Origin of the sequence: Bacillus sp. S/N-304-OC-R1 (assembly GCF_019749375.1) — a bacterium.
In the GTDB taxonomy this organism is placed as follows: Bacteria; Bacillota; Bacilli; order Bacillales; family Cytobacillaceae; genus Cytobacillus.
The window spans coordinates 41,570-65,917 of record NZ_JACWFE010000026.1 but is presented as its reverse complement, the minus strand read 5'-3'; the positions used below and the strand labels follow the sequence as shown (position 1 = coordinate 65,917).

The window sequence follows — 24,348 nt, the reverse complement described above, 5'->3', positions numbered from 1 at the left end:
TTCGCTAAACGAAGGCACTTTATTTACGTATAAATAAAGGTAGAGAATTGTATCCAATTAAAAGATGAGGGGGCAAACATTTGGCAGTTTATGAGTTAGAACAAATAACTTTTGAGAATTATAGATCTTTACAAAAAGGTGACTTATATATTAATAAATTTAACATTGTTATCGGACCAAACAATGTAGGTAAAAGCAATATATTTAGATTGCTAAAGTCAGTGATTAATATAATAGATGAGAAGCATAATATAACTGAAGATTTTAAGGTCTTAACTTTTAATCTCGAGGAAAATAGATTTAAAAAATTAGATTTTTGGGATCCCCAAAAAACCATTGAAGTTACCCTGTCTTATTCAAACGGCCTATCAATTTACTTTAATATTGATTCTCAGAAGATGCACTTAGCTCTTTGTGAGGAAGGAGAAGAAATAAATTTTAGTAATTTTAATAATAAATATTATCAAGATTATATAGAAATGTTAGAAGATATTAAGCTTTCATTTAATTTTTTTGATGATTTGAGGGGTACTGAAGAGTATTTAAAGGGTTTGGATATACAAAAGACAATTATTGAGGCAATTGATAATCCTGACGATGAGGATGCTCGGCAAAATGCAGGTTATTATCCTGCTGTGTCTCACCCCCTAAGAAGGATTTTAAATGATAAATCTTTATGGGTAGGGAAAAATTTCAAAAAAGGTGAAGTTTCATCAACAGATTTTAGAATGAAAGAACACTTATATTTGTCAGAAGAGCTTGATAATTTCGGTAAACAGAGATTATCTACAGAAAAAATTAAATTAAAATTAAGTGCTGTAGGTTCGGGAGTAGCTCAAGTCATCTCAATATTAACCATTTTATACAAATATAAAAAGCTAAGCTCAAAATTCAAGTATATTCTGCTAATTGAAGAACCAGAGCAAAACTTACATCCTCATGCGGTGGTAAGGTTATTTAATATTTTAAAGGAAGAAAACAATATCCAATTTATTGTAAATACTCATTCTCCTTGGCTAATAGATGATCCGGATGTGTCAAAAATATATAATATTGATAAAAATAAAAAAGATGGTTCTGTAATTAAACAAATAAGAACAGCGAGTGAGATGAGGTCTATGCTGGACCTTATTGGCGCAAAACCATCTCACTTACTACAAAGTAATCTTGTTATATGGGTAGAAGGCCCAAGTGATAGAATTTATATAAATGCTTGGATGAAACTAACTATGCCATCTATGGTTGAGGGAAAGCACTACAGTTTTGTAATGTATGGAGGTTCACTATTAAGTCATTATGGATATGATGATAATTTAATTAATTTACTCTCAACAAGTAGGTATGCTGTACTTGTAAGTGATCTTGATCGAACTAATCCAGATGACGATGTTAAGGAAAGACTTGCTACTTGGGAAAAACGTTTTGAAGATGATGAAAGTATAAAAAATAACATTATGCTCTGGAAAACAGATTATAAAGAAATAGAGAATTATATTCCACATGAAGAACTGTCTAGCGCTATTAACAGTGTAAAGATGCAAGATAAAGTTAGAGTAGAGGTATCTAAAGGGTTATCAAAAAATATTAAAGTATCTCTATGTGATGAAGGTAAGGGGAAGTTTAATTCTCAGCAAGAATCCTTCACTGAATTTTTTAGCGGTTTATATAAATATAACTTTTCTTTTACTGATGATATAAAGAAAAGTCTAAATTCTAAAGGTGTTGTTTCAGGTGAGAAAGTAAGAGAAGAAGATATAAAGAAAATGAAGAATGCACTGAATGCTGTCAAAATTGACATTGCAAAAATTGTTGTTAAAAATATGGTTGAAGTACCTCCATTGGTAAAGCATAAAGTATATGAATTAAAAGAATTTCTAGATAAATCTAATTTATCTAATGGTGAATATTAAAGAGAATAAACTATAATGCCAACGTAGGGTTAGCCATCATGAGAATGCTAACATTTTGCTAACGCAATCCAGTGAAAAACAGTATTCTACCGTTAAAGATGTTACAGAAAGAATTTAGCAAAAGCTTGATTTACCGCACTTTTTTCACACAACGTTAAAGATATTACACACTCTCACCTTAGGGATAAGAAAGTATTACAACAAGATCCATTTAAATCTGTCGGAAGTATTGTTGAGTTGTTTAAGGACAATATGGAAGATGCCCGTCAGATTATTGGAGTTATTTATGAAATAAATAGGAATTCAGAAGAGATTGCAGGAGCATAAATTATTATCAAATTACTACTAAGAAAAGGCACCTAAGAATAGTTTATTTAGGTTGCCTTTTTATATTTTCAGAGTTACGAGAACATAAGTGATACGTTCAATCTAAAAAGCAAAGAATTGAGGAACTAAAATGTCGCATAGTAATGATGAACTATATAAGTGGTTTAATAAGTTTACACATATCAAACTTGAACTAATAGTTGAGGATGCTCAGAAAAACGGAAAACTGAATTATAATGAATGTAATTTGTTAAGAACTATTGCCTCATATAGTCGAAGAGGAGATAAACCCACTACTAAGCAGATTGAATATGCAAAAAAGATATTGGAAAAATACAATAGCGATTCCGTAAATATGGCCGAAGAAGTACACTATGCACAATTGGTAGAAAATAATAAAGGAAAAGCTACAAATGATGTTAGTCATCTTACAGTTAGGATAGCTTGGCACGATAATAAGTGGAATGGTAAAATATGTAACAGCCCTGAATTAAATGATTACTGTATAGGGGAACATTCACTTTTATCAGAACGTTTAAGGACACGAAGAAATACGAGCTTAGAATGTAAAATGTGTAGCTATGACCTTGATAAGGTAAAAAAGGAAGGTTATCAGCCACCTTGTTTTTGGGGAATAAATGCTTTCGGGAATATCAGCGCTGAGATAGAACACGACAATCCTGCAGCACCAAACGTAACACATATTAGAGAACAATTAACACCTTATTCAGTATTTACATGGCCATTTAAATTATCTTTTGTACGTGAAAAAAGTGATGAACAAAAATATGGAAAGTATTATCCAGATAGGATATTTGAAAATAGGATTTCACACTTTCAATCAAAATTTAAAGAGAAGAAATCCATAGTATTTCTCTATACCAATTATGACAATCCAGTCTCCGGCGATGAACAGAAATATTTAGTTGTTGGATGTGCTTTAATGAAGGACAGAGGAGAAAAACAATATTTTGATATCCAACGGGATGAGTTAGCTAAATTAAGAAATAGGCCAGGAGCCCAAAACTTTCCTACAATGAATTGGGCTTTACGATATTCATTAGATTTTCCCGAGAATGGCGTTTTGTTGCCATATCACGAGTATCTCGAGCTAGAAGAAAATAACCAAAATGGAGAGAAAGATCTCCTTAATCAAATTAAAGTGACTATAGATGAGCCTGAACTAGTAAGTGGATTTAAATATGTAGCTATGGATATTGGAAATGACCAGTCTATATTTATATTAACAAAAATTAAGAGAAGCCTTTTGATAATAAAAGAGCACGCTCTTGTTGATTACGATGTTGATAATTCCCTAATGATTATTGATGATATGTTAAGAATGTGCTGGAATCAACGCGGCCATTTTCCTGGGTTCTCCAAGCTGTCACGTGTATTATTTGATATTAGACAAAATGAAAAGTCTATATTAGATGAACTTGTTCATGTACTTCAAGAGAATGAAGGGAAAAAATATTTTGAGAAGTTAATAGAAATGATGGAGGATCCAGATAGCATAGATGAGAGATATGATGATTATGAAGATCTTATATATGATCTAAATGATGCTATTGAAGAACATGATATAACATCTCAAGATTTTCTAAGGCTTGCAATGTTAGATTTAACATATGACCAGTTTAAAAGAATAGTTAATAGCAACATTTTTTCATTAAAAGATGTTTGTGAAAATCCTTATGTTTTGTATGAGGATTACATCCCCTCTTCAGTTACAGAAGACGCAAATAATGGTGATGTAATCGATGGAAATATCGATTTATATAAGATAGATATAGCTTATTTTCCAATCTCAGATTATATAAAAAAAATTAGGAAGCTACAAAATATAAGGATAGATGATCCTCGAAGAATAAGGGCATTAATAATATCTATACTAAAAACTCTCGAAGGAAAAGGTGATTGTTTCGAAGAGGCAGAGATAATACTTGATAGAATTAGAAATTATCCTTTATTTTATAAGGCAGATTCCGAATTAATCTTTAAACAGGATCTTAGAAACTTAGATGATAAATACATAGAACATCTTGTTAAGAAAATAACAATAAAGAAAGACAAGAATGGTATACATTCATATTATTATTTAAACGAGATAAATGAAGCAGAGATATATATCAAAAGTACAATCAAGAATATTCTGGAATTACCCGATAATAACGATTTAAATAAAGATATGAGGGAAATAATTAATCAATCAGTCGAAGGACTGTCGAAACGACTTAAACATCGATTCGATAAAGAAACATATATTTCAGAACATACAGCACTTTACTCAAATGTTTTTAAGAAAAGATTGTTTGTTTTAACCGGATCGCCAGGTTCTGGAAAATCCCATGAATTATTAAGGATAATTACCAAATTGAAAGAAAATTATGGATCGTACCTGTTACTTACACCTACGGGAAAAGCTGCCTTAAGGTTAAAAACTGATCCTGAGTTCAAAAACATAAATGCTATGACAATAGATAAATACTTAAATAATGATGATGAAAATATGTTGTATGAAAATATTATTATTGATGAAATGTCAATGGTAGACCTTATTAAATTTAAAGAACTTTTACAAAATCTAAACCTTAAGCCCACAAATTTTAAAAGGTTAATTTTAGTAGGAGATCCACATCAGTTGCCACCTATTGGTTACGGTAAGGTTTTTGTTGATATCATTGATTATATTAAATCTGATAATAAGTATAGAAATAATCATATTTCACTAACAGTAAATTGTAGACAAGAAACTGATACTATGATTTTAGACTTAGCAAATGTTTTTGCTGATAAGAATAAGAATTTTGAAGAGTTATTTTCCAGATTGAAGTCACCTGGGCAGCTATCTTCAGGTCTATTTATAGACTTTTGGAAAAACAGAAGTGAGTTGCAAGAGAAAATAATTTCTCATTTTAGATTCCTATTTGAGAAACAGTATGGAGCAGGAACTGGACAATTAACTACAATAATCGATAATCTACTAGGATTTGGTAATTCAGAAAAAAATTATAAATCAAATACTACGTTAAACTTAGAAGCATTTCAGATATTATCACCGTATCGATCTGGATACTTTGGAACCTTAGGATTGAATAATTATTTACAACAGTCTTTTCGAACAGAAGAAAAGTCATCAGAGGTTTTTAGACATGGAGATAAGATTATTTTAACCAAAAATATTTATGAAAAAGGGAAACTTGTTGTGTCAAATGGATCAATTGGATTAGCTGTAAAGAATGGATATAAAGTTAAACAATACTTCCCTGAGTATGGAGGTGTACGAAAGTTTGACTCTGAAAAATTAGAGCTTGGTTATGCGATTACTGTGCATAAATCACAAGGTAGTGGATTTAACCACGTATTTGTAGTAATACCAAATAAAAGAGCACTGTTATCTAAGGAGCTGTTGTATACAGCATTAACACGTTCTAGAAATTCTCTATCCATTTTCATCTATCAAGATAGCGAGAATGACGTTGTCGATTTATTTGAGGAAGTCAGAAACCGATCTTATATTTCCCATAGAAGGACATCAATTTTCCATGAACCTACTTTTAACGATACCTATTTGCCTGCTAATGGAATAAGCGTAAAGTCAAGGGTAGAATACATTATATATAAAAAATTAGAGCATTATCAAAATTCAATAGGCGGCTTCAGTTTTAAATATGAAGAAGTATATGAACTTAACAATGGAAAATTTGATATAAAACCAGACTTTACAATTGAATTACTATCAGGCAGAAAAATCTATTGGGAACACCTAGGTAGGCTAACAGATAAATCATATGTTGGGAACTGGAAAAGTCGGCTAGATATATACAAACAAAAGGGAGAATTGGGAAATCTCATTACCACAGATGAGTTAAACGGGATAAGTGATGAAAAAATCTCATTAATTATTGAAGATATATTAGGTGATAACATCAGAGGTGAAGGTAACAATATTTGGTATTCAAAATATCATTATTCGTTAAATTCATAGGCTATATAGAACATAATGTAGCATTGATGAATTGTTAAAGGACAATATTTTAGAGGGTGTATTTTCTTGAGAAAATAATAAATAGAATAGCATTTTGGTCTAAAAATGATTAGAGTATCTTGAATAATCCATTCTGTGTCGTCCTTAATCAGGACGATTTTTTTATAAGCAATTTAAACTTTCTTAAATTCATATAAATATAAATTTTTCCACTCCTTATTCAGAGGATATTTAAGCAATCCATAACAAATTAATTGAAACCCAGTTCCTACTTAGTGGTATAAACAAGGGGAATTTGCTTATATAAATTAGGGATTATTGACAAATTTAGTCGAATTTGAGTATCGCCAGTAAGTTTTGTGTAGTACAATTGCCTTGTATCTAACCTAAATACTTACATATTTGTCTGACCTAAGATTGTGATAGAAAGGAGGGATTTGTAATGGATCCAGTGATTAAAAATCATTTAAAAGAGGCCTTATTCCTTGAAAATAGAGGATTTAGGAAAGAAGCCAAGCGTCATTATGATAAATTAATAGATCAACTAAACAAACTGGATTCTGATAGTTTAACAACAATAAGTAAGTTTTACGATTTATTAAGTGAATATGATGTTGTGTTTAAGGCCAGTAAGTTAGGAATTAAGAAGTTAGGTGATATCCGTGAACTAGCCCCATTGTTTATATATGCTTGGGAATATCTAAGTTTGGATATCGGTGAGTTGGAATGGTTGTTAAATCAACCTGGTGTTGATCATCTTACGGTAGAGCGATTAGTAATAGCGAGGCATTTATTCACCTTTGGGAAAGTTGATAAATCCTATATGATCTCACTTGAGGTTGCCGAGAGAATGGAAAGAGATTTCCGTGAAAATCCAAGTTGCTATGAATTTTACATACATGCTATTTTGAATCTAGTGGAATTAGAGTACACCTTTAAAAACTTCACCCAAGCTAGATTTCACTTGAGAAAACTAATTTATCTCAAGAAGGAAAGAATGTCTAGAATCCAAGATATAGCTTATTGGGCTGCGGTTCTAGATGAGATAGCGAATTTTGTTGTTCGTCCAGATTGGGCTGAAATTGAAAGAGAACTAACGGGAGATGTATTTGTAATTGGTCGTCTATATCGTCAATTATCCCAACACTCTTTAACTAAAAAGATCGTGGAGCAATTACAAATAAATCCCTTTAAAGATGAAACTTTAGAAGCTAAAAGGAAGTCATACCTTCGGCTTATTATGAGGTTGGCAGGTGAATCTGATTGGTTTGTAGGGGTAGAAGAAGATAATTCAAAAGCACCTGATGACCTATTAACTACGCTTTTACATGCAGATTATTTAAAGTCTATACATCCAGAAAAATTGAAATCTTTTTGGGATTCGGAGTTTCCTAAACATGCTGATAGACCTGAGGCAATTAAAGCCTACTGGAAAAGTTCCAAAAAAGACAGTACCCGTGAACAAGATTTTGAAGACTGTTCTGTTACGTTTTTTGGTGGAGGAGAAAAAATCGGTGGCACATCCATTTTGATAAGTGTAAAAGGTCATCATCTGTTATTGGATGCTGGTATGCACTTGCACGAAGATGTATATCACCCAGACTACACTCCTTTATTTGATAAAGGGCTCTCCTTCGAGGATATAGATGCTCTACTGATTACGCATGCTCACATGGATCATACAGGAGCGGTGCCGTTCGTTCATAAGCAGCGACCAGACATGTTAATGTATGCGACGGAAGCAACTGTAGGTTTAATGAAGATATTACTTACAGATACGGTCCGTATTAGTAAGGATACCGTAGTGAATATGTATAGTGAGGAAGATGTTCAAAACACTCTTTTGTCTATTAAGCCTGTTGATTTCTTTAAAACATTTTCAATTCCTTCAAAAGAAAGCGAATGGAAGATAACTTTCTATCCCTCAGGACACATCTTGGGAGCAGGAGCAATACACATAGAGTTTCAAGGGGTTTCTATTTTATTTACAGGCGATTATTCAATTGACGAACAAAAAACCGTAAAAGGATTAGTTCTTCCTGATGATTTGGAAGTAGATGTATTAATCACTGAGTCCACATATGGGTTCTTACCTACTAATGCTAGTATTGATCGCACAAGACAAGAAAAACTATTCGTTGAATCTATAAAACGAACTATGGATAAGAGTGGCACAATGTTAATACCTGCTTTTGCATTAGGAAGAGCACAAGAAATCATTCTTATTCTAAAAAATGCTTTTAAAGAGGAAAAATATTTGCCATTCAATGTCTATTTAGACGGAAGGGTTACCGATGTATGCCGAATTTATCAAAGATATTCAGAACAACGTCGATATATCAATCCTGAATTCTATCAAGATGAGAGTAAGGAGTCATTATTTTTTGGAGGCGGTGTTCAATCAGCACAAGATGTATATTCCAATCGAAGAAATAGTGATTTTACATTCACTGATTTTATGGAGGACTACATATACCCAGGAAACAACTGTATTGTCGCTAGTTCTGGGATGCTAACAGAAAACAGCGCATCAGCTCGTTATGCTGAATACTTAATAGAGGAGGAACGCCACGCTGTTTCCTTTACAGGTTATATGGATGAAGAAAGCCCAGGTCACCATGTTTTACAAACTGCCAAAAAAGGCTCTGTTGGAAAAGTAAGAGTAAATGGTATTGACAAAGAAGTTCATGCAAGAATTGAAACTTTCCGTCTTTCAGCTCATGCAAGTCGAGAACAAATCGTACAACTTATTACAAAGCTACAACCTAAAAAGGTTTTCCTAATGCATGGTGAACATGATAAAAGATTTATACCAACACAATCGATAGTAGGTGGCGAAAAAATATATCCTACACTGATTGACTTACTTACCAATTTAAAAGATGAGGTTGAAGTCACCCCCGCCTTTAACGGTGAAATATATTACTTAGACAGGAAAGGATAGAAGGACATATGGATATTAAAACTCAGATATTAGATTCTGTGTTACGAAAATACGCTAAATCGGATAAAGAGCTATTTTCTAGCGCGGAAAATATAAGTGAAGAAGAATTCAAAGAAAAATTGATCGAACTAAATCTTTCCGACTTATCAAAACGTAATTCGTTTTTTTGGGAATTACAATTAGTGGTTGAAAAGTGTGTATTTAATCAAGTAGGGTCTGACGATAATGAAAGTTTAGCGGAAATGGTTGTAAAGACATGGAATGAAACAAATGAGCTTAAAATTAATCAATCACTTGCACTTAGTTTTATTTATATAATCAACCTTAAATTTCCTAATACTCGGAAGGCGTTCATTGCAATATGTGATGGCGATCTTCAAAGCTATAAAACATTTAGTAGCAACAAGTCTTGGTTATTCAATGACTTGTTAGTTCGTTTCTTAGCCTGTATATGTGGTAAACAGCAATATAGCCTTGTATTACCTACAGTTGAACAGATAATGCCATTACTTTTCGAAAGCACTTCTAAATCGGACTACCGCGAGTCTGTTGCTAGAGTAGGTTTCAAACACAAAAAAGGACTCAATTTTGTAAAGATGAGCGCTTACAGAAAAATAGTTGGTGTGAATGATCTTGTCTATGCGGAAGGAATGAAATCTATCTTATTAGGTGCATTGAATGAGATAGAAGAAACAGAAGTATTAAGTACGTTAAAACAAAGATTAAATTCAGTAGTTGAAATTGTGGATCAAAACGATTCAGAAGAAGACTTTGGAATGGAAGATTTATTGGATAATCACGCCCCGGAAGTAAATACACAAAACTCTTTATCACCGAAAAGAAAAGAAGGTTCTTTCAATGAGTTTGATGAAGCGGGTGTTTCTGTTGCTGTTAATGAGGAGGTTTCTAGGCTTGTTGAAAGAGAGAAACAAACTGAAGCATCACTCGATGGACCGCCTGTACTAGTGAAAAAACTAAAAGACGAACTGCATAATGAAATTGTTGCTGCTCTTGATAATGCTTTGACTGCTGTAAAGTCTGCAATTGTTAAGGCTTCCGAACTGTCAAATACACAAAGTTTGGTTACTCAAGACTCTGACCAAAACCAATTGAAAATAGCTAAAGAGGAAATAGATCGATTGAAACAAGCGTTGCAACAGGAAAAAGAAAAGGTAGAACTAGCTGAAGAGAAAGCATTTGTAAAAGTACTTAATGCTATTGGTGGTGAGAGTAGCAATTATTTATTATCCGACTTATTTGAAGAGAGTCAAGGAAAAGCACCTATTAGCCCTAACATCAGTGCAGGGAGACTAATCAACTTATTCTCAAGTTTAAGTTTGGCAATTGGATTAGAAGAACATAGCAACAACTACGAACTTGGTAGTGTTATTGAGATTAACAAAGATGAACTTATTAAAAATTATAGTATAGATGGGCCGATTGTTAGCCAAAACGATTCTATTAATGTAAAACTTTTGAAATTCGGTTGGGCAATCAATGGTAAAGTTGTCGTGCAACCTTTGGTAACTGAAGTTAAGGAGGAAATGTAATATGTCAAAAAGATATATCGGAATAGACCTTGGAACAACAAATTCAACTGTTAGTGTAGCAAACCTTACTGTGCGAGGAGATATTGAAGCTCAAGCTTTAGAAGTGGCACAGGTAGATGAGAGCGGAAATGCTATCGTAACGGATCAATCGCTTCCTTCTGTGTTATATGTAGATGATCAAGGGCATCCTTACGTTGGTCGATTTGCTAAACGTATAAATGGCGTTTATCCTCAACGGGTTATTAAAGAAGCTAAACGGTTTATTGGACAGGATGTTTCTTGGGAAATTGACGGAGAAATAATACGTCCTGAAATGGTGTCATCTTATGTGTTAAAGATACTAAAGGCTCAAGCGGAAGAATATTATGCTGGGGAAAAAATTGATAGCGTAGTTATTACCATCCCTGCTAACTTCAATTTTCAACAACAACAAGCTACGAAGGCAGCTGGTGTGTTGAGTGGTTTTGATAAAAATAACATCCATATGATACCCGAACCAACTGCTGCATTGATTGACTTCCTTAACGAGGAGAAGAAACTAGATCCATCTGTTCGTCGTTTAAAGTTAGATGGTGGGAAAAAGAACTTAATGGTATTTGATCTTGGTGGAGGAACGTGTGACGTTTCCATTCTTCAAGTTGGTGAAACCGAAAATGGAGGAATTGATATTCAGGAGCTATCAATCTCTCAATATACTGAATTAGGTGGAATTGACTTTGATAGAAAAGTAGTTAACGAACTAATGAAAAAAGTGCTAAAGCATGTGGGTATGAATTTTAATCAGTTAAAAAGCAAATATGATAAAAAGGATATTTTGCGCCTTTGGGAAAACCTGCTTGATTTTGCTGAGAAGGCAAAAAAATTCTTTAGTACAAGAATCGAAAACCAATTACGTACTTCTCAATCTGACTATTATGAGAACAAAGAACAGTTTAACAGCCTAACATATCGCGAAATGCTCTCAGTCCAATTGCCAACAGACCTAGTAACTACACTAACTATTACTAAGAAAGAGTATGATGATGTAATTGAAGAGTTGCTTTATAAAGAAAAGAGCAAAAAAGGAAACAACATTGAAGAGCCAATTTTGAACGCTTTAGAGCATGCGAAAATTGGTAATATGACTGTAAATGATATTGATGCGGTATTCCTCGTGGGTGGAATGACGTATTACCATACGATTCAAGAACGAATCTATGAAATTTTTGGTCGTCGTATAAAACCAATTAAGTCTATTAATCCAATGTTTGCGGTAAGTCGTGGAGCTGCTGTGTATCATCATCAGATTGATCGTATCAATTTTAAATCAAGTGACCAAATATCAGTTGCGGACACAGATATTTCAAGTAAAGATGTAGTTTTCACTAACACAATTCCAAATAACGTCTATATAGATGTTATTGGTGCAGATCCTGTTGCATTGCTAGAGAAAGGAACAAAATTACCATTTGAGCGTATCATCGAGGATCGATTCATTGTAACTGGACCAAATTCAGCTAAAACAGTTAATGCAATGCAGTTAGAATTATTTACTGCTACATCAGCTAAATCAATTCATACTAAGAAACTAAAATCAGCTACGGTTAATTTTAAAAAGCCAGTCCCTGTTAATTCTAAATTAGTATTAAAAGTGCAATGTAATCAAGAACGTGAAGTATCGATTAAAGCTTGGCTAGAATCTGATGAAACGGAAGTGATTGATGTGAATATTGGTTCTCATGAATTTACTGAAGAGGAAATTGAAAACTTGAAAGCAAAACAAGCTAATATCAATAAAATTAAGTAATCAAAAGGGGTTGATTCCATGTCATTACAAGATCGTATGTCAGCAAGTATCCTACAAAAACTGACCGACCTGAAAAAAGATTTACCGAAGGAAGAATTTATTGAAAAAGATGTGTTTAATGACGAAGAAGAAGAGCAAATAAAACAAGAATTATTAAGACAAGCAGAACAAGAGGATGAAAGTGATGGAATAGATGCTGACTTCTTTACGTCATTGTCTGGCCCATCCCAAGAAGACGGAAATGAAAAGCTAGTGGAGATTGAGTACCTTGGTCGAATTGGATATGTAGACATTTCATTTGAAACTCTAGATGAAGACATGGATGAGAAGGAATATAGATATATTCTTGATGCACTGGAAATAATGGCATATAGTGATGATGTCTCAAAACGTAAAGAAGCCTCAAAAGAAGTTGAACAGTACGGTGAGAAAGCCATTACAGCTATCTTTAGAGAATGTCGTAAGTTTGATTTGACAGATGAACAACGTAAAAACGAACTAGTGCATCTTTTAAGCCGCTTTACTTCTAGAAGTTTAAAAGGCCGAAAAATCTTGAAAGCCGTTCTTGAAAAAGCAAATAGTACTCAGCATATCGCCTTAGCTATCCTAGTTTCTGGTGCTGTACGAGAACATGAAGCTGTTCCTAGCATTCTAAATCACATGTTATCTCCAGATTTCTTTGGTATTGGACTAGAAGCGTTAATAAAGATAAGAGATAAAAAATCGGTTGAACCCCTAATTCAACGTCTTAATGATTTAGATAGTAACCGTAACGATTTGATTGACCATGCTATTCACTTAGCTCCTAGATTCGCAGATTTTGGATCGGAAGCTGTAAAACCTGTATTTGAAGCATATATAAACAATCATAAAAAATCAATCCGCCCGATTTTGACTATTGCACTTCGCTCATTTAAAGAGGATGCTATCCCTGTGTTATCTGAGGTTTTAGAAAAAGAAACGGATGAAAATAAACTCATACCAATTTGTATGACCCTTGGAGCTTTAAAAATGTCTTTTTCAACTAACTTATTAATAGATGCTTTTAAAAAGTATCCTGCTAAGAGAAAAGCAATCATTCGCGGTTTCAGTCACACAAGGGATCAGTCAGTACTAACCTTACTTGTTAAGGAATTAAAATCAACTGAAGACATCAGATTAAAACAAGAGTGTTTGGGTGCTATTTCATATCTTGCTGAAAATGATACTAATCTAATTTCTGTCGTTAAACCTTATCTAAACGAGCGACATAATAGACTATACCTAGATGCTCTTAATTGTTTAGTTCGTCTAGGTGACCAAGAATCATTTGATAAATTCGTGAATTTGTTAATAAACGGAGAAGAGGGAGAACAGTATGTCCTTCAAAAGCAATTGCCTAAAATGTCGTTCAAGATGATTGTTAAAATGGCTCAAAAAATACTTACTTGTCCCGACGATAAAGCGATTTTGCTTGTATCAGCATTACAAAATGCGAACATTATCCCTCAAGAAGTTGGTCCAATTCTACAGAAGAAGCTAGACCAAAAACCTATTCCTGCGCTAAAACTTGAAATATATCGACTTATCGGAAAACACGTAAATAAAAAGCGTGAGCTGTTATCGCAAGATATTCTTTATAAAGCCAGACAGGAAGAGACAAACCCAAGAGTGGTCCGAGAGCTAGATCAGATTATTGATAACATGAGAAAAGAAAAAGGCCGTATTTCAACAATTAGAGAAGAAGAATAGGAGATGGAGATAAAATGGCTGTTAATGCAGGGAGGAAGAAGGGAAGTAAACGTAAACGATTCCCATATATTGAGGTGGAAGGAATAGAGAGTCGTTACCTAGATGCAGCCCTATTGAAAGTCTGTGGAGATGGAGTATTAGAACATTCCTTATCGGATGAATTCAAATTGATTAAAAAAGCGGGTATAACTTTACAAGAACTCAAACGAAAAGAGCGCAGTCATAAAGAATTGATCGAGCTAGTTTCTCCACACTTGTTAGAGAGCTACGATTACTACAATTTTCTAGCAAATAGTTGGGACGAAATATTACAAAAGACGATTCATCTCTATTTTGAAAACGATTATGCTAGTTTCACCATAGAGGATTGGGACAACCAAATTAGAAATCTAATTGATGAAGAAGTAATGCCAGTTTATGGAGCGATAAACACTATGCGCCTTTATAAGAATGGTGAAATAAAAGAACTGATTTATACTTTTTTAAAAGAAGAGAAATATGTCGTAAAATTTTACCGTGAAACTGGTATTAAGATAGAAGGTCAAGGACTTGACATTAATTGGGACGGAATTATTGATGATGAGCTAGAAGAATATTTTGAACTAGAGGATGAATTGGAGGAAAACTCATTGCCAGAAGTGGAATTATTCGAACGTAGCCCTGATGAAGCACTTAGGATGGCGGCAAAGATTATCTTAAATGTATCAGAACGAGTTTCAGATCTTGAGGAAGCTGAAAAATATAAGAAACTATATGAATCCGAAAAAGATAAGGTAGCCGAATTAACACGAGATTTAAAGTCAAGGGATTCGCAAGTAAAATCCTTATCGAAAGAAAATCGAGCATTGACTAAATCTGTAGAATCACTTAATGGTAAAATTGAACAGCAACTGAAAGAGTCTGGTCGTTTAGGTGAAGCACTTGGTGAAATTCGTAAGGAAAACGAGGATCTAGGGAAAGATAAAGCTAGCTTAGAACGTCGTGTTGGTACTCTTGAAAAAGAAGCGAATTCTATAACTGAAAAGATTAAAAAGGAACTAAAGAATGATTTTGATAAGAAGACTATTAAGATGCAAGATGAGTTTGGTGAGGAAATATTCCTGTTGGAGAAGCGAATCGAGGACTTACAACGTCTACTAGAAGATGAACAAGCAAAAAATAGTGAACTATCAGATCTTCTTGAAACGACATCCAAAGAGTTTACTACAATTAAATATAACTTAGAAGTTGTAGAAAAGGAACGTAATGAACTATCAGACCAAGTAAATCAAGCTCTTGCAAATGAGGAAAAAAAGGTTACTGAAGATGATATAATGTTTGGTTTTGATGAAGAAGATCTTGAAGAGTTTGTTGAATTCGATAACAAACCAACTAGGAATTAGTTTATCGGACCATAGATAAAGTGGATGTAATACTAAAAAGTGTGGGTAGACTTTACTTAGTAGTAAATAAGTTAACCCACACTTTTTAATTAAAGGAGTATAAAGAAAGTCAAGAGGTGAAGGTATCATGAATGGTGAAAAGTTGAAGAGTCAACTGAATATTAATATAGATTCTCAATTCCTGCAACAGGCTTTATATCATTCGAGTTATTTAAATGAAAAGAAACGAACTGATGAAATTGAAATACAAAAATCTTATATACATATGGGGAAACTAATCTATCATTTAGCACTTGCATCCTTAATTTCAGAGGAAGAAACTAAGCAACATAAAGAAATTAACGAAAAGCTTACACAATACAAGGATGAGATTCTTCTTCAGTTTTATGATGAAAATAAAATAAACGATTTATTATTTCTTGGTAGAGGGGAATTAAGCCAAAGAAAAGAACGTTATTTAGAACATTGTTTAATAATTTTTTATTATATTTATAGAGAAAATGGTTTAGACAGATTGAGGACTATTCTTTCTCCCTTATATAAAAAGGGTAAGAAGGTTGATAAACTGATTGATTATAAATCAGCTTTACAGGAATATATTCAAGATTTGAAATTGACTACTGATAACATTAAATATGAGACTATAAGTGTGGAAGGCCCCAAACACGATTGTTATTACACTGTGAAAGTTAGTGTAAATGGTTTAAGTGGAGTGGGGAAAGCAAAGACTAAAAAAAATGCACAACAGCAAGCTGCCCAAAATTTGTTCAAAAACAATAAAGTTAGTATTTCAAAGAAACCAAGAAATAAATCTGTTCAACCTGCAAAAAAGGTAGCTTTAGTGTTAACAAAAAATAGAGAAGATGAATTATTACCACTATATAAAACGCTAAAGATTTCTACAAATGATATTTCTTTAAAAAATTTAGATATATGCTTTACTCATAAGTCGTTTGCAAATGAAAAAAAACTTAATACAATGGAAGCATTTTCTTTTTACGCCTGGCTTGGAGCTTTAGTTATTCCATGTATGATTGGTGAATATATTCTACAGGAATTTCAAACAAGGGCTAGTGGAAAGTATAGTCGCTTGATGGAATTAACAAGTAGTCTTGTATCCAAAAATCATTTAAGTAAATGTTTGCCAACCTCTATTTATAAGTCTGTTAGAATTCCTAATAAAAATGATTTAAATGCCCCTTCACTTAGGGCTGATATCGTGCAAACGTTAGTAGCTGCAATGTTTTTAGAAAATTTGGAGCATCAAAATGATAAAACATTCGAAAATATAAAGGAATTTGTACGGACTTATATTATTTCAACTAATAAAAAAGATTCAATATCGGTTGATTATCGGAGCTATCTACAAATCGTTACACAAGAGCTTAATATTGAGACCAAGGCAAAAATAGCTACATCTGGTCTATCCCATCAACTTAAACACAACGTAAAGGTCTCAACATTTTTTGCTAACGGAGAGAAGTTTTTAGAAGGAAGAGGGAAAGCAACTTCAAAAAAACAAAGTGTAAACCTGGCATGTAAAGAGATTATTGATCAAATGATTTATCTTTATAATTTAAATCATAAAAAGCTTGAGCTGCCGAATACTACAATACTAAATCAAACCTTGGCATACTATATTCGAAATGCCTTAAACAGCAAAAATCCTCTTAAATTCCTTGATCTAGTGGGAGGACTTGGACTCAATCGATGGTCATTAGCGACTGCGATGAATATTGCAACGCATTTGTATAATAGGGGATTGATATCTGAGCTACTCATGGTATTAATTAAATGGGAAAAGCTTTATTCAAGTGAAAGTGTTGAAAAATGCATTAGGGAATTACCGGATAGTGGGAAAAAAGTTATCTTATCTAAATGGCAGGAAACAAATAAAAGACGAGAACAAATAAAGAACAAGACCGCTCAAAATGAAGAGAATCAAATGGAAGATGAATTCTTACTTTTGTTTGAAGAATTTAATTTTAAGCCTGTTAAAGACACAAACCGTACTATTGGAAATATTGGAGTGAGGGAATCACAAAACGAGGATGATAGGAGTCCAGTAAGGGCTATACAAGTTGATGATGAAGATTTTGAGGAGATCGATGACTTGTTTAATTTTAAACCTTTTTCATAAACAGGAATTGTAGTGCTATCTGTAATAATGTAAAGTCAGGGCTGCTACTTTTATTTTATATTATAAAAACGATAGTAAAAAAACTGATTTATCCACTTGTAAATCAATGCGATCAATTATTAGGTGCAAGATTTTGTATGTTAATTCATCATACTCGTCACAACTTGAATCAGTAATAAAGTTAGCTTTGAAATAAGTATTAAACAAATATCCAATACCAACACACCATATTTGTCTCAGAAAAATTCCAAGTAGGAGCTGGGCTTGACAACAAAACGGGCAGGATCATTTATGGTGAACTGCCCATTGTAGTTTCAAGTTATGATTCATAAATACTCATCATCTCTTTAATCGTTTCTCTCATTTCATTTCTTAATTCTATGGGGGAAAGAACTTCAACATTTTGAGCTTGACTTAGGAGCCACATTTTTATTCCTTTGCCAAAGACTTTTGCTCGAATAATTACGTAATCTGCTTCTTTTTTTATTATTTCAGCTGTCGGAATCCGATCAAGTACAGCAGTAAGGGAGGCTCCCCAAAACTTGAATTGAATATCCATTAGTTTGCCTGCACTCATAAATTGAATATGTTTTCTTAGCTCACCTTCTTGAAAGCGTTCAATTTCAGGGATTTTAAAATGAACTTTCTTAATATTATATGAAGTAATTCGGTCTAATCGGAAAATGGTTGGGAAACTGAAATGACTTCCCTCTATGTAGGCAGCTACATAAAAATAAAATTCAGAAAATAGGAGGCCGACTGGCTTTATTATATGCCTCTTTTTTGTTTTAGCTTGTTCAAGGGAATATTCGATTTCCACAATATTCTTTGTACGAATGGCACTGCTAAACTCTCCAATCGCATTTATGATAGGTTTATCATGTTGAAGAGGTTTATAATGAAACTTTTCGTTTAGAATGACATCTTGAAACTGCTTTTTATATTTTGAAGATAATTGATTGAACAATTTTGTTAATAATGTGTTTAATTCTTCTTGGTTAAATGCACGACTTTCTAGTAGGATTTTGGCTAAAGTCAGTATTTCTTGGAATGTTAACCAAATGTTCATGTCTTTTTCAATGACATAACCTTTTTCTTTTCTGTTATAAGATATTGAACCTGTGTTTTCAAAATGGTTAGTTTGTGAAGAATATTCCCTAATTAATTCGATATCCCGTTGTATTGTCCTAGGATCTACATTAAACCTCTCAGATTCCTCTTGCTTGTTGATTAATTCCCCTTTTTGTAATCTTTCATAAAGATTCAAAATTCTAATTCCTTTAGTCTGATCAGATTGTAAGTTCATAAAAACCCTCCTAAAAGCCCACAGGCCACGGATTATTATAAAAAAAATATTTACATAGACATTTTATGTCGTCTTAAATCTGTAATATTTAATTAAGAAGAGTTTAATAAAGAAATTAAGCCCATTATAACAAAAATAAGCGCAAATCTATTATTTTTGGATAAATTTAGATCATATTCGGAAAATATTAGGAGTGCTACCAAGTTACTATTTTTTTGGCTCATTTTGTTATATTATGTAACAAGGACCAATTGTTTTGTCGTAAAAATTTAGCCTTTATTTGGAAATGATATTTTGTATTATGTACTTCATTGAGGGTGAACCGAAAGGATTAATAAGATGATTGCAACAGAATATTCGGGACAAAAACAAAAGTTTGAAAGTGTTAAAGAGTATTATAAAGCTTTATGCTCATTTTCTTATGAAAATCATCCTACTTATATCGAAACTCCGTTAATTAAAACTAATTTTTTTGAACTACTCTTCCACTTTATTAATAGTGATAAGTACTTTAAGACTTACCAACAAACTGTGAAGTCTACTTATGAGGTTTTATTTAAGGGGTATGATTCAAAAAAAGCTGCTGATTTAATTAATATAAAATCATTATTACATGATACAAGAAAATTGCGGGTTCAGTTTAAGAAGTTTGGAATTCGTTTCTATTCATATAAGTACATTTTTTTAGCTCACTATTTAATTTTAAGGTATGGAAATGTTGAAGAAAATGATCAAGAGGTACAACAAATTATTAATAAAATTAATCTGAAAGTTAATATTAATTATGCCTCAAAGATTATTAAATTTACAAATGCCCTTAAGTCATGTGATTTTAAGTTAGCTAAGGAGTTGCTTCACCAACGCCCCTGCAAAGCTTTAACATTTTTGTATGACGAATTCAAAAAATATGATCAATATTTAATAGAGGGAGAGGAGAACTTCCTTGTCATTGGAACGATGAGTTCAGGTAAATCAACTTTCTTGAATTGCTTAGTGGGAAGAGATTTATTTCCCTCTCAAAATGAAGCATGTACAGCAAAAGTTTTTACGTACACGAACGTTCCGAGTAAAGACCGATTCTTCATATCGACTAATAATGAGCAAACATTTCAATGTTCCTTTTCACTAGAAGAAAGTGACTTGAAATTATTAAATGAGAATTTAGATACAAAACGGATTGATATTGAAGGTGCCCTATCTCCTTTATACAAAACGAATAAGAAAATTCGCTTGATTGACACTCCAGGGACCAATAATTCAATGGATCGTTCGCATCAGCAAGTCACTTATCAATCTTTATTAAATGAACATTATGACACGGTTTTATATGTTATCAATGCAACTCAGCTAGGTACAGATGATGACAAGGTATTGCTTAAGCATGCAAAAGAAACAATAGCTAAACGTCAAAAAGATATTGTATTTATCGTTAACAAAGTCGATGAAATTGACGAGGAAGGCCAAGAGTCAATCGAGGGTTTGGTGAATAATACCATAGACTATTTAACCGGAAATGGTTTTGAAAACCCTAAAATTCTATTCTCCTCTGCCTTTGCAGCTAAACTTGGGCAAAATATAATACTGGATCAGCCAATTACGAGAAGAGAGAAAAAGCACTTTGATTTTTATTATGATTATTTTTCACAAGAAGCAGCTAATTTAAGTCAATACGCAACATTGAAATTAAAGCAAACAGAATTTAATAAAGTCCATAAGAGTACTTCGATTCAAAATTATGAAACAAATAAAATATATAATGTTGTTCAAAATTCGGGAGTATTCCAAATAACTAATTTATTCTAGTGGAGGTCATTTTATGGCAACTATCAACATTATGTACAACCCATACACTGTACAAACGATCATTGAAGTAGATGGAATAGACTTTATGCAACAAGGAAAGCTGAGTCAGTATAAAAATGAAAGATTACAAGTTTGGATCGATGAGCTTGTCCGAGTATTAGTGGAAGAAATTAATGAAGATGAGTTAAATATTTCTTTCAAAGGCACACTATTAGACTTTGAAGACTTAGCAGAGGTATGTAATCAATTCAAGAATTATCATGCAGGGGTCCACATTCACGTTGAACATATTCAAGGCAAAGAGTCTTCCGATAAAATTATGGAACTAGAGGGTCTTGTGAATCATATGTTTGCTGGACCATTTAATGTTTTAAAAGATCCAAAAATAAAACAAAACTTTGAAAAAGCAATGAATAGTGAGTTTGAGATAGCGGTTATTGCTACGATGAGTTCAGGTAAATCGACACTTATTAATGCTTTTTTGGGCCAAGAGTTAATGCCATCAAAGAACGAAGCCTGTACAGCTAAAATTGCTAGAATAAAAAATGATGACAATTGCACACGTTTTTCTGCTGTTTGTTATGATAAAGATGGAAAAGAATTAGTTTCGAAACAGAATCTATCTTATGTAGACATGGATAGCTTCAATGATAACCGAGAAATATCCATTATTGATATCAAAGGTAGAATTCCATCAATGTCTTCTGAAAAGATGAATCTAGTTCTAGTAGACACTCCAGGTCCGAACAATTCAATGGATACGAGCCATCGCGATCATACACACCGAGTTATTAAAAATGATGATAAACCAATGGTTTTATATGTACTGAATGCAACGCAATTAAAGACTGATGACGACTATGCATTGCTTAAAACAGTTGCGGAAGCAATGAAAGTCGGTGGTAAACAATCAAAAGACCGTTTTATCTTTGCCGTAAATAAAGCAGATTGCTTCGACCCAGACAAGGGGGAAGATCTTGCTAACGTTCTACACAACGTAAAAGACTATTTAGAAAAGCATGGAATTGAAAATCCAAATATTTACCCTATTTCAGCAGAAACGGCAAAAGTTATTCGTAAGTACAATAGTGGTCAGGATTTAACGAGACAAGAAAATAAAACATTACGGAATATTGATTTATTTATCGAAGAACCAAGTATGCACTTAACGAATTATGCACCGTTAAGTCCTTCTTTAAAAAATAAAATCTCAGATAAGATTATGATGGCAAGGGACGAACATGATGAAGAGCTAGAAGCTTTATATCATTCAGGTGTTCCAGCAGTTGAAATGGCTATTAATGAATACTTAGATAAATATGCCGTTACATCTAAAATTACAAACGCTGTAAATTCATTCAAAAAAATTGTTGAAAGAGAACAAATGATGCAAAATCTTCAACAACGAATGGCAGATGACCAAGAAGAAAAAGATCGAGTCCATCAGGAAATGTCTCGAATTGAGCAAGAGTTAGAGCAAGGAGAAAAAGCAAAGGTATTTAGGCAAAGAATTAAAAACCTTGATTTTAATATCGAATCCTATTTTGAGAATTCTAAGGAAAAAATCTTTAATCAAGAGCTTCAAGCGATTTCAGACCGCTTCCGCAATGAAAAAGTTAGAAAACATGAAGCAGATATGATCTTGTATAAAGCAAGAAAAGACGTAGACATGTTACAAAGTTCAGCTGTTACTGATTTAGAAAAGTTAATCGGCGGGCTACTTAAAGAAAATGCAAAAAAATATATTGATGAGTATAGAAAATACATTAAAAATATTATGGACTTCCAAGAGAATTCCCTTGCTGAAATGGATAATATAAAACTGTTTTCTTATGATTTACCCGATGTCGATGATTTAATAAATAATTACAGTTATGAAGAAGAAGAATTGGTTGGAACGAAAACCGTTTATAATGACAATAAAAAATGGTACAAGCCTTGGACATGGTTTGACGACGAATATTATGAAAAAGACGTATATGAAACACGCGAATATGTCAATATGTCTGAATTAAAGGAAGAGTTCTTAAACCCGGTCAGATATTCTTTAGAAGAAAATTTCTATCAAGCTCAACAATATTCAGAAAATGAAAAAGAAAAGCTGAAACGTTACTTTATAAGTGAAATTGACCGTCTTGAATTGTTAATGAAAAAGCGCGTCGAAGAAATTAAAAATCTATCTAGTCGCAGCTCTAAAATTGAAGAAGAATTAATGAAAAATGAAGAGAAGAAAATTTGGCTTAATGAATTTATTATTAGGCTTGATAAAGTATTAGAAGTATAAAATAGAAAGGGGAAGAAGCAATGTCTAAATTTTTACAGCAAGCTATTGAAGAAGGCAACATACGCAAAATTAGAAGTGCAATAGGTACGGAGATTATGTCGGATCCCACTGGAAGGAGCGGTGAAATTAACGCAGCCCTAAGAAAAATTGAAAGCAATGGTATTAATATTTGGGAATCTCATGATGGTAGAGAACTAGATATGAATCGTGCGGTTTGGTCCAAAGAATATTTTACGAAATTACAGGCACAATTATCTTCAAATTTTTCAAAAGAGCGTTTTGATCACACTTTGAATGTAGGAAGAAAAGCTTATGAGGAAGAACTTTTAAAACCTCAACTGCAAAAAGGCGAACCAAAAGTAACAGTGAGAAGTTCTTCCCCACAACAAGGAGGACGTACTGGAAAAAAGGGTCTAGTAATAGGGATGGTGGTGGTAGTGTTAGCCATAGCAGCCATGTACATGTTGAAGGATTAAAAAGAAGAATAGATTTTTTAGAAAAAATAAATAAAGAAAAACAAGATTTGATTAATAAATTAGAGTGTGAAATTGAAAGTATTAATAGGGTTAATCAAAAATTAGTAGATGATAATCAGAATCTTACAATAAAACTTGAAGTTTTAGAGCAGGAATCAAATAAAAAAATGTTTATTGAAGAATTAAGGATTGAGTCTGATCGTATAGAAGTTGATCAGGATTCTGATTATGAACCAAAAGAAGATATAACAAACCTTAATCAACCCTTGGATGAACAATTCAATCACCGCAATTCTTCACATTCAACAATTGATATTATAGAAGTAGAACAAGTACCAAATGACGAAAAAAAAAATGATCTTCAAATCCAAGACCAACAGTTAAATGAACAAGTGTGTAATGGTCCTTCAATAAATAGTGAATTATCGTTTAGGGAAGCGGATGATATTACTCTAACAGAGGATAAGGTTTGTACTAAAACAGAATCCTCTTCGAGCTTGGAAATATCTAATGTAGAAGAAAAGGTAGTAATAAAAGCTGGTATTAAATATCAGAAAAACTTAGAAATGTACGAAGAGTCTAAAGTTAACATGAATCCACATCAATATATTTTGAAAGATAAAATTCATTAAAATAACATAGTTGAGGACGGTTTGAGTATTGGAAGTATTGTACTTACTTTAGCCGTCCTTTTTAATAAGGTTGTGTTAGTTTCATT

At 32.8% G+C, this 24,348-nt stretch carries 13 protein-coding genes; 12 read left to right on the top strand and 1 reads right to left on the bottom strand.

The genetic code is table 11. The features are described 5' to 3' along the window. The first annotated feature begins 80 nt into the window (after nt 1-80). The 8 genes from H0173_RS21205 (at nt 81) to H0173_RS21170 (ending at nt 17,761) form a co-directional block, all read left to right on the top strand. Nucleotides 81-1,910, top strand: a complete 1,830-nt coding sequence (locus tag H0173_RS21205; RefSeq protein ID WP_221848786.1) for an ATP-dependent nuclease — start codon at nt 81-83, stop codon at nt 1,908-1,910. Between the two features lie 457 nt (nt 1,911-2,367). Next, the gene (locus H0173_RS21200; RefSeq protein WP_221848785.1) at nt 2,368-6,228 is read left to right on the top strand and encodes an AAA family ATPase; all 3,861 of its coding nucleotides are present in this window, start codon (nt 2,368-2,370) and stop codon (nt 6,226-6,228) included. Nucleotides 6,229-6,670: 442 nt separating this feature from the next. Next, nucleotides 6,671-9,172 (top strand): MBL fold metallo-hydrolase, encoded by a 2,502-nt coding sequence (locus tag H0173_RS21195; RefSeq protein ID WP_221848784.1) that lies wholly within the window; start codon nt 6,671-6,673, stop codon nt 9,170-9,172. Between the two features lie 8 nt (nt 9,173-9,180). Then, nucleotides 9,181-10,722 (top strand): hypothetical protein, encoded by a 1,542-nt coding sequence (locus H0173_RS21190; RefSeq protein ID WP_221848783.1) that lies wholly within the window; start codon nt 9,181-9,183, stop codon nt 10,720-10,722. Nucleotide 10,723: 1 nt separating this feature from the next. Then, nucleotides 10,724-12,508, top strand: coding sequence for an Hsp70 family protein (locus H0173_RS21185; protein WP_221848782.1), 1,785 nt, complete (start codon nt 10,724-10,726; stop codon nt 12,506-12,508). Between the two features lie 18 nt (nt 12,509-12,526). Further along, complete coding sequence (locus H0173_RS21180) at nt 12,527-14,239, top strand: HEAT repeat domain-containing protein (RefSeq protein ID WP_221848781.1); 1,713 nt, start codon at nt 12,527-12,529, stop codon at nt 14,237-14,239. Between the two features lie 14 nt (nt 14,240-14,253). After that, complete coding sequence (locus tag H0173_RS21175) at nt 14,254-15,621, top strand: coiled-coil domain-containing protein (RefSeq protein ID WP_221848780.1); 1,368 nt, start codon at nt 14,254-14,256, stop codon at nt 15,619-15,621. Between the two features lie 127 nt (nt 15,622-15,748). Beyond that, the gene (locus H0173_RS21170; protein WP_221848779.1) at nt 15,749-17,761 is read left to right on the top strand and encodes a putative dsRNA-binding protein; all 2,013 of its coding nucleotides are present in this window, start codon (nt 15,749-15,751) and stop codon (nt 17,759-17,761) included. 319 nt (nt 17,762-18,080) lie between these two features. Here H0173_RS21170 and H0173_RS21165 read toward each other — a convergent pair whose 3' ends face one another. Then, complete coding sequence (locus H0173_RS21165) at nt 18,081-19,067, bottom strand: helix-turn-helix transcriptional regulator (protein WP_221848778.1); 987 nt, start codon at nt 19,065-19,067, stop codon at nt 18,081-18,083. A gap of 339 nt (nt 19,068-19,406) precedes the next feature. On the opposite strand from H0173_RS21165, the gene H0173_RS21160 reads away from it, so the two are divergent. The 4 genes from H0173_RS21160 to H0173_RS21145 are packed head-to-tail and all read left to right on the top strand — an operon-like array spanning nt 19,407 to nt 24,262. Then, the gene (locus H0173_RS21160) at nt 19,407-20,870 is read left to right on the top strand and encodes a dynamin family protein (RefSeq protein WP_221848777.1); all 1,464 of its coding nucleotides are present in this window, start codon (nt 19,407-19,409) and stop codon (nt 20,868-20,870) included. A gap of 13 nt (nt 20,871-20,883) precedes the next feature. Next, entirely contained in the window at nt 20,884-23,154 is a 2,271-nt protein-coding gene (locus H0173_RS21155; RefSeq protein ID WP_221848776.1) for a dynamin family protein, read from the top strand. A gap of 20 nt (nt 23,155-23,174) precedes the next feature. Next, nucleotides 23,175-23,630, top strand: coding sequence for a hypothetical protein (locus H0173_RS21150; protein ID WP_221848775.1), 456 nt, complete (start codon nt 23,175-23,177; stop codon nt 23,628-23,630). Between the two features lie 47 nt (nt 23,631-23,677). Then, nucleotides 23,678-24,262: a hypothetical protein gene (locus tag H0173_RS21145; protein WP_221848774.1), complete on the top strand. Its 585-nt coding sequence runs from the start codon at nt 23,678-23,680 to the stop codon at nt 24,260-24,262. Nucleotides 24,263-24,348 lie beyond the last annotated feature (86 nt).

Bases quoted from the DNA above. Each gene is read 5' to 3' on its own strand.
- H0173_RS21200 (WP_221848785.1), top strand. From the start codon at position 2,368: ATGTCGCATAGTAATGATGAACTATATAAGTGGTTTAATAAGTTTACA.
- H0173_RS21195 (WP_221848784.1), top strand. From the start codon at position 6,671: ATGGATCCAGTGATTAAAAATCATTTAAAAGAGGCCTTATTCCTTGAA.
- H0173_RS21190 (WP_221848783.1), top strand. From the start codon at position 9,181: ATGGATATTAAAACTCAGATATTAGATTCTGTGTTACGAAAATACGCT.
- H0173_RS21185 (WP_221848782.1), top strand. From the start codon at position 10,724: ATGTCAAAAAGATATATCGGAATAGACCTTGGAACAACAAATTCAACT.
- H0173_RS21180 (WP_221848781.1), top strand. From the start codon at position 12,527: ATGTCATTACAAGATCGTATGTCAGCAAGTATCCTACAAAAACTGACC.
- H0173_RS21175 (WP_221848780.1), top strand. From the start codon at position 14,254: ATGGCTGTTAATGCAGGGAGGAAGAAGGGAAGTAAACGTAAACGATTC.
- H0173_RS21170 (WP_221848779.1), top strand. From the start codon at position 15,749: ATGAATGGTGAAAAGTTGAAGAGTCAACTGAATATTAATATAGATTCT.
- H0173_RS21165 (WP_221848778.1), bottom strand. From the start codon at position 19,067: ATGAACTTACAATCTGATCAGACTAAAGGAATTAGAATTTTGAATCTT.
- H0173_RS21160 (WP_221848777.1), top strand. From the start codon at position 19,407: ATGATTGCAACAGAATATTCGGGACAAAAACAAAAGTTTGAAAGTGTT.
- H0173_RS21155 (WP_221848776.1), top strand. From the start codon at position 20,884: ATGGCAACTATCAACATTATGTACAACCCATACACTGTACAAACGATC.
- H0173_RS21150 (WP_221848775.1), top strand. From the start codon at position 23,175: ATGTCTAAATTTTTACAGCAAGCTATTGAAGAAGGCAACATACGCAAA.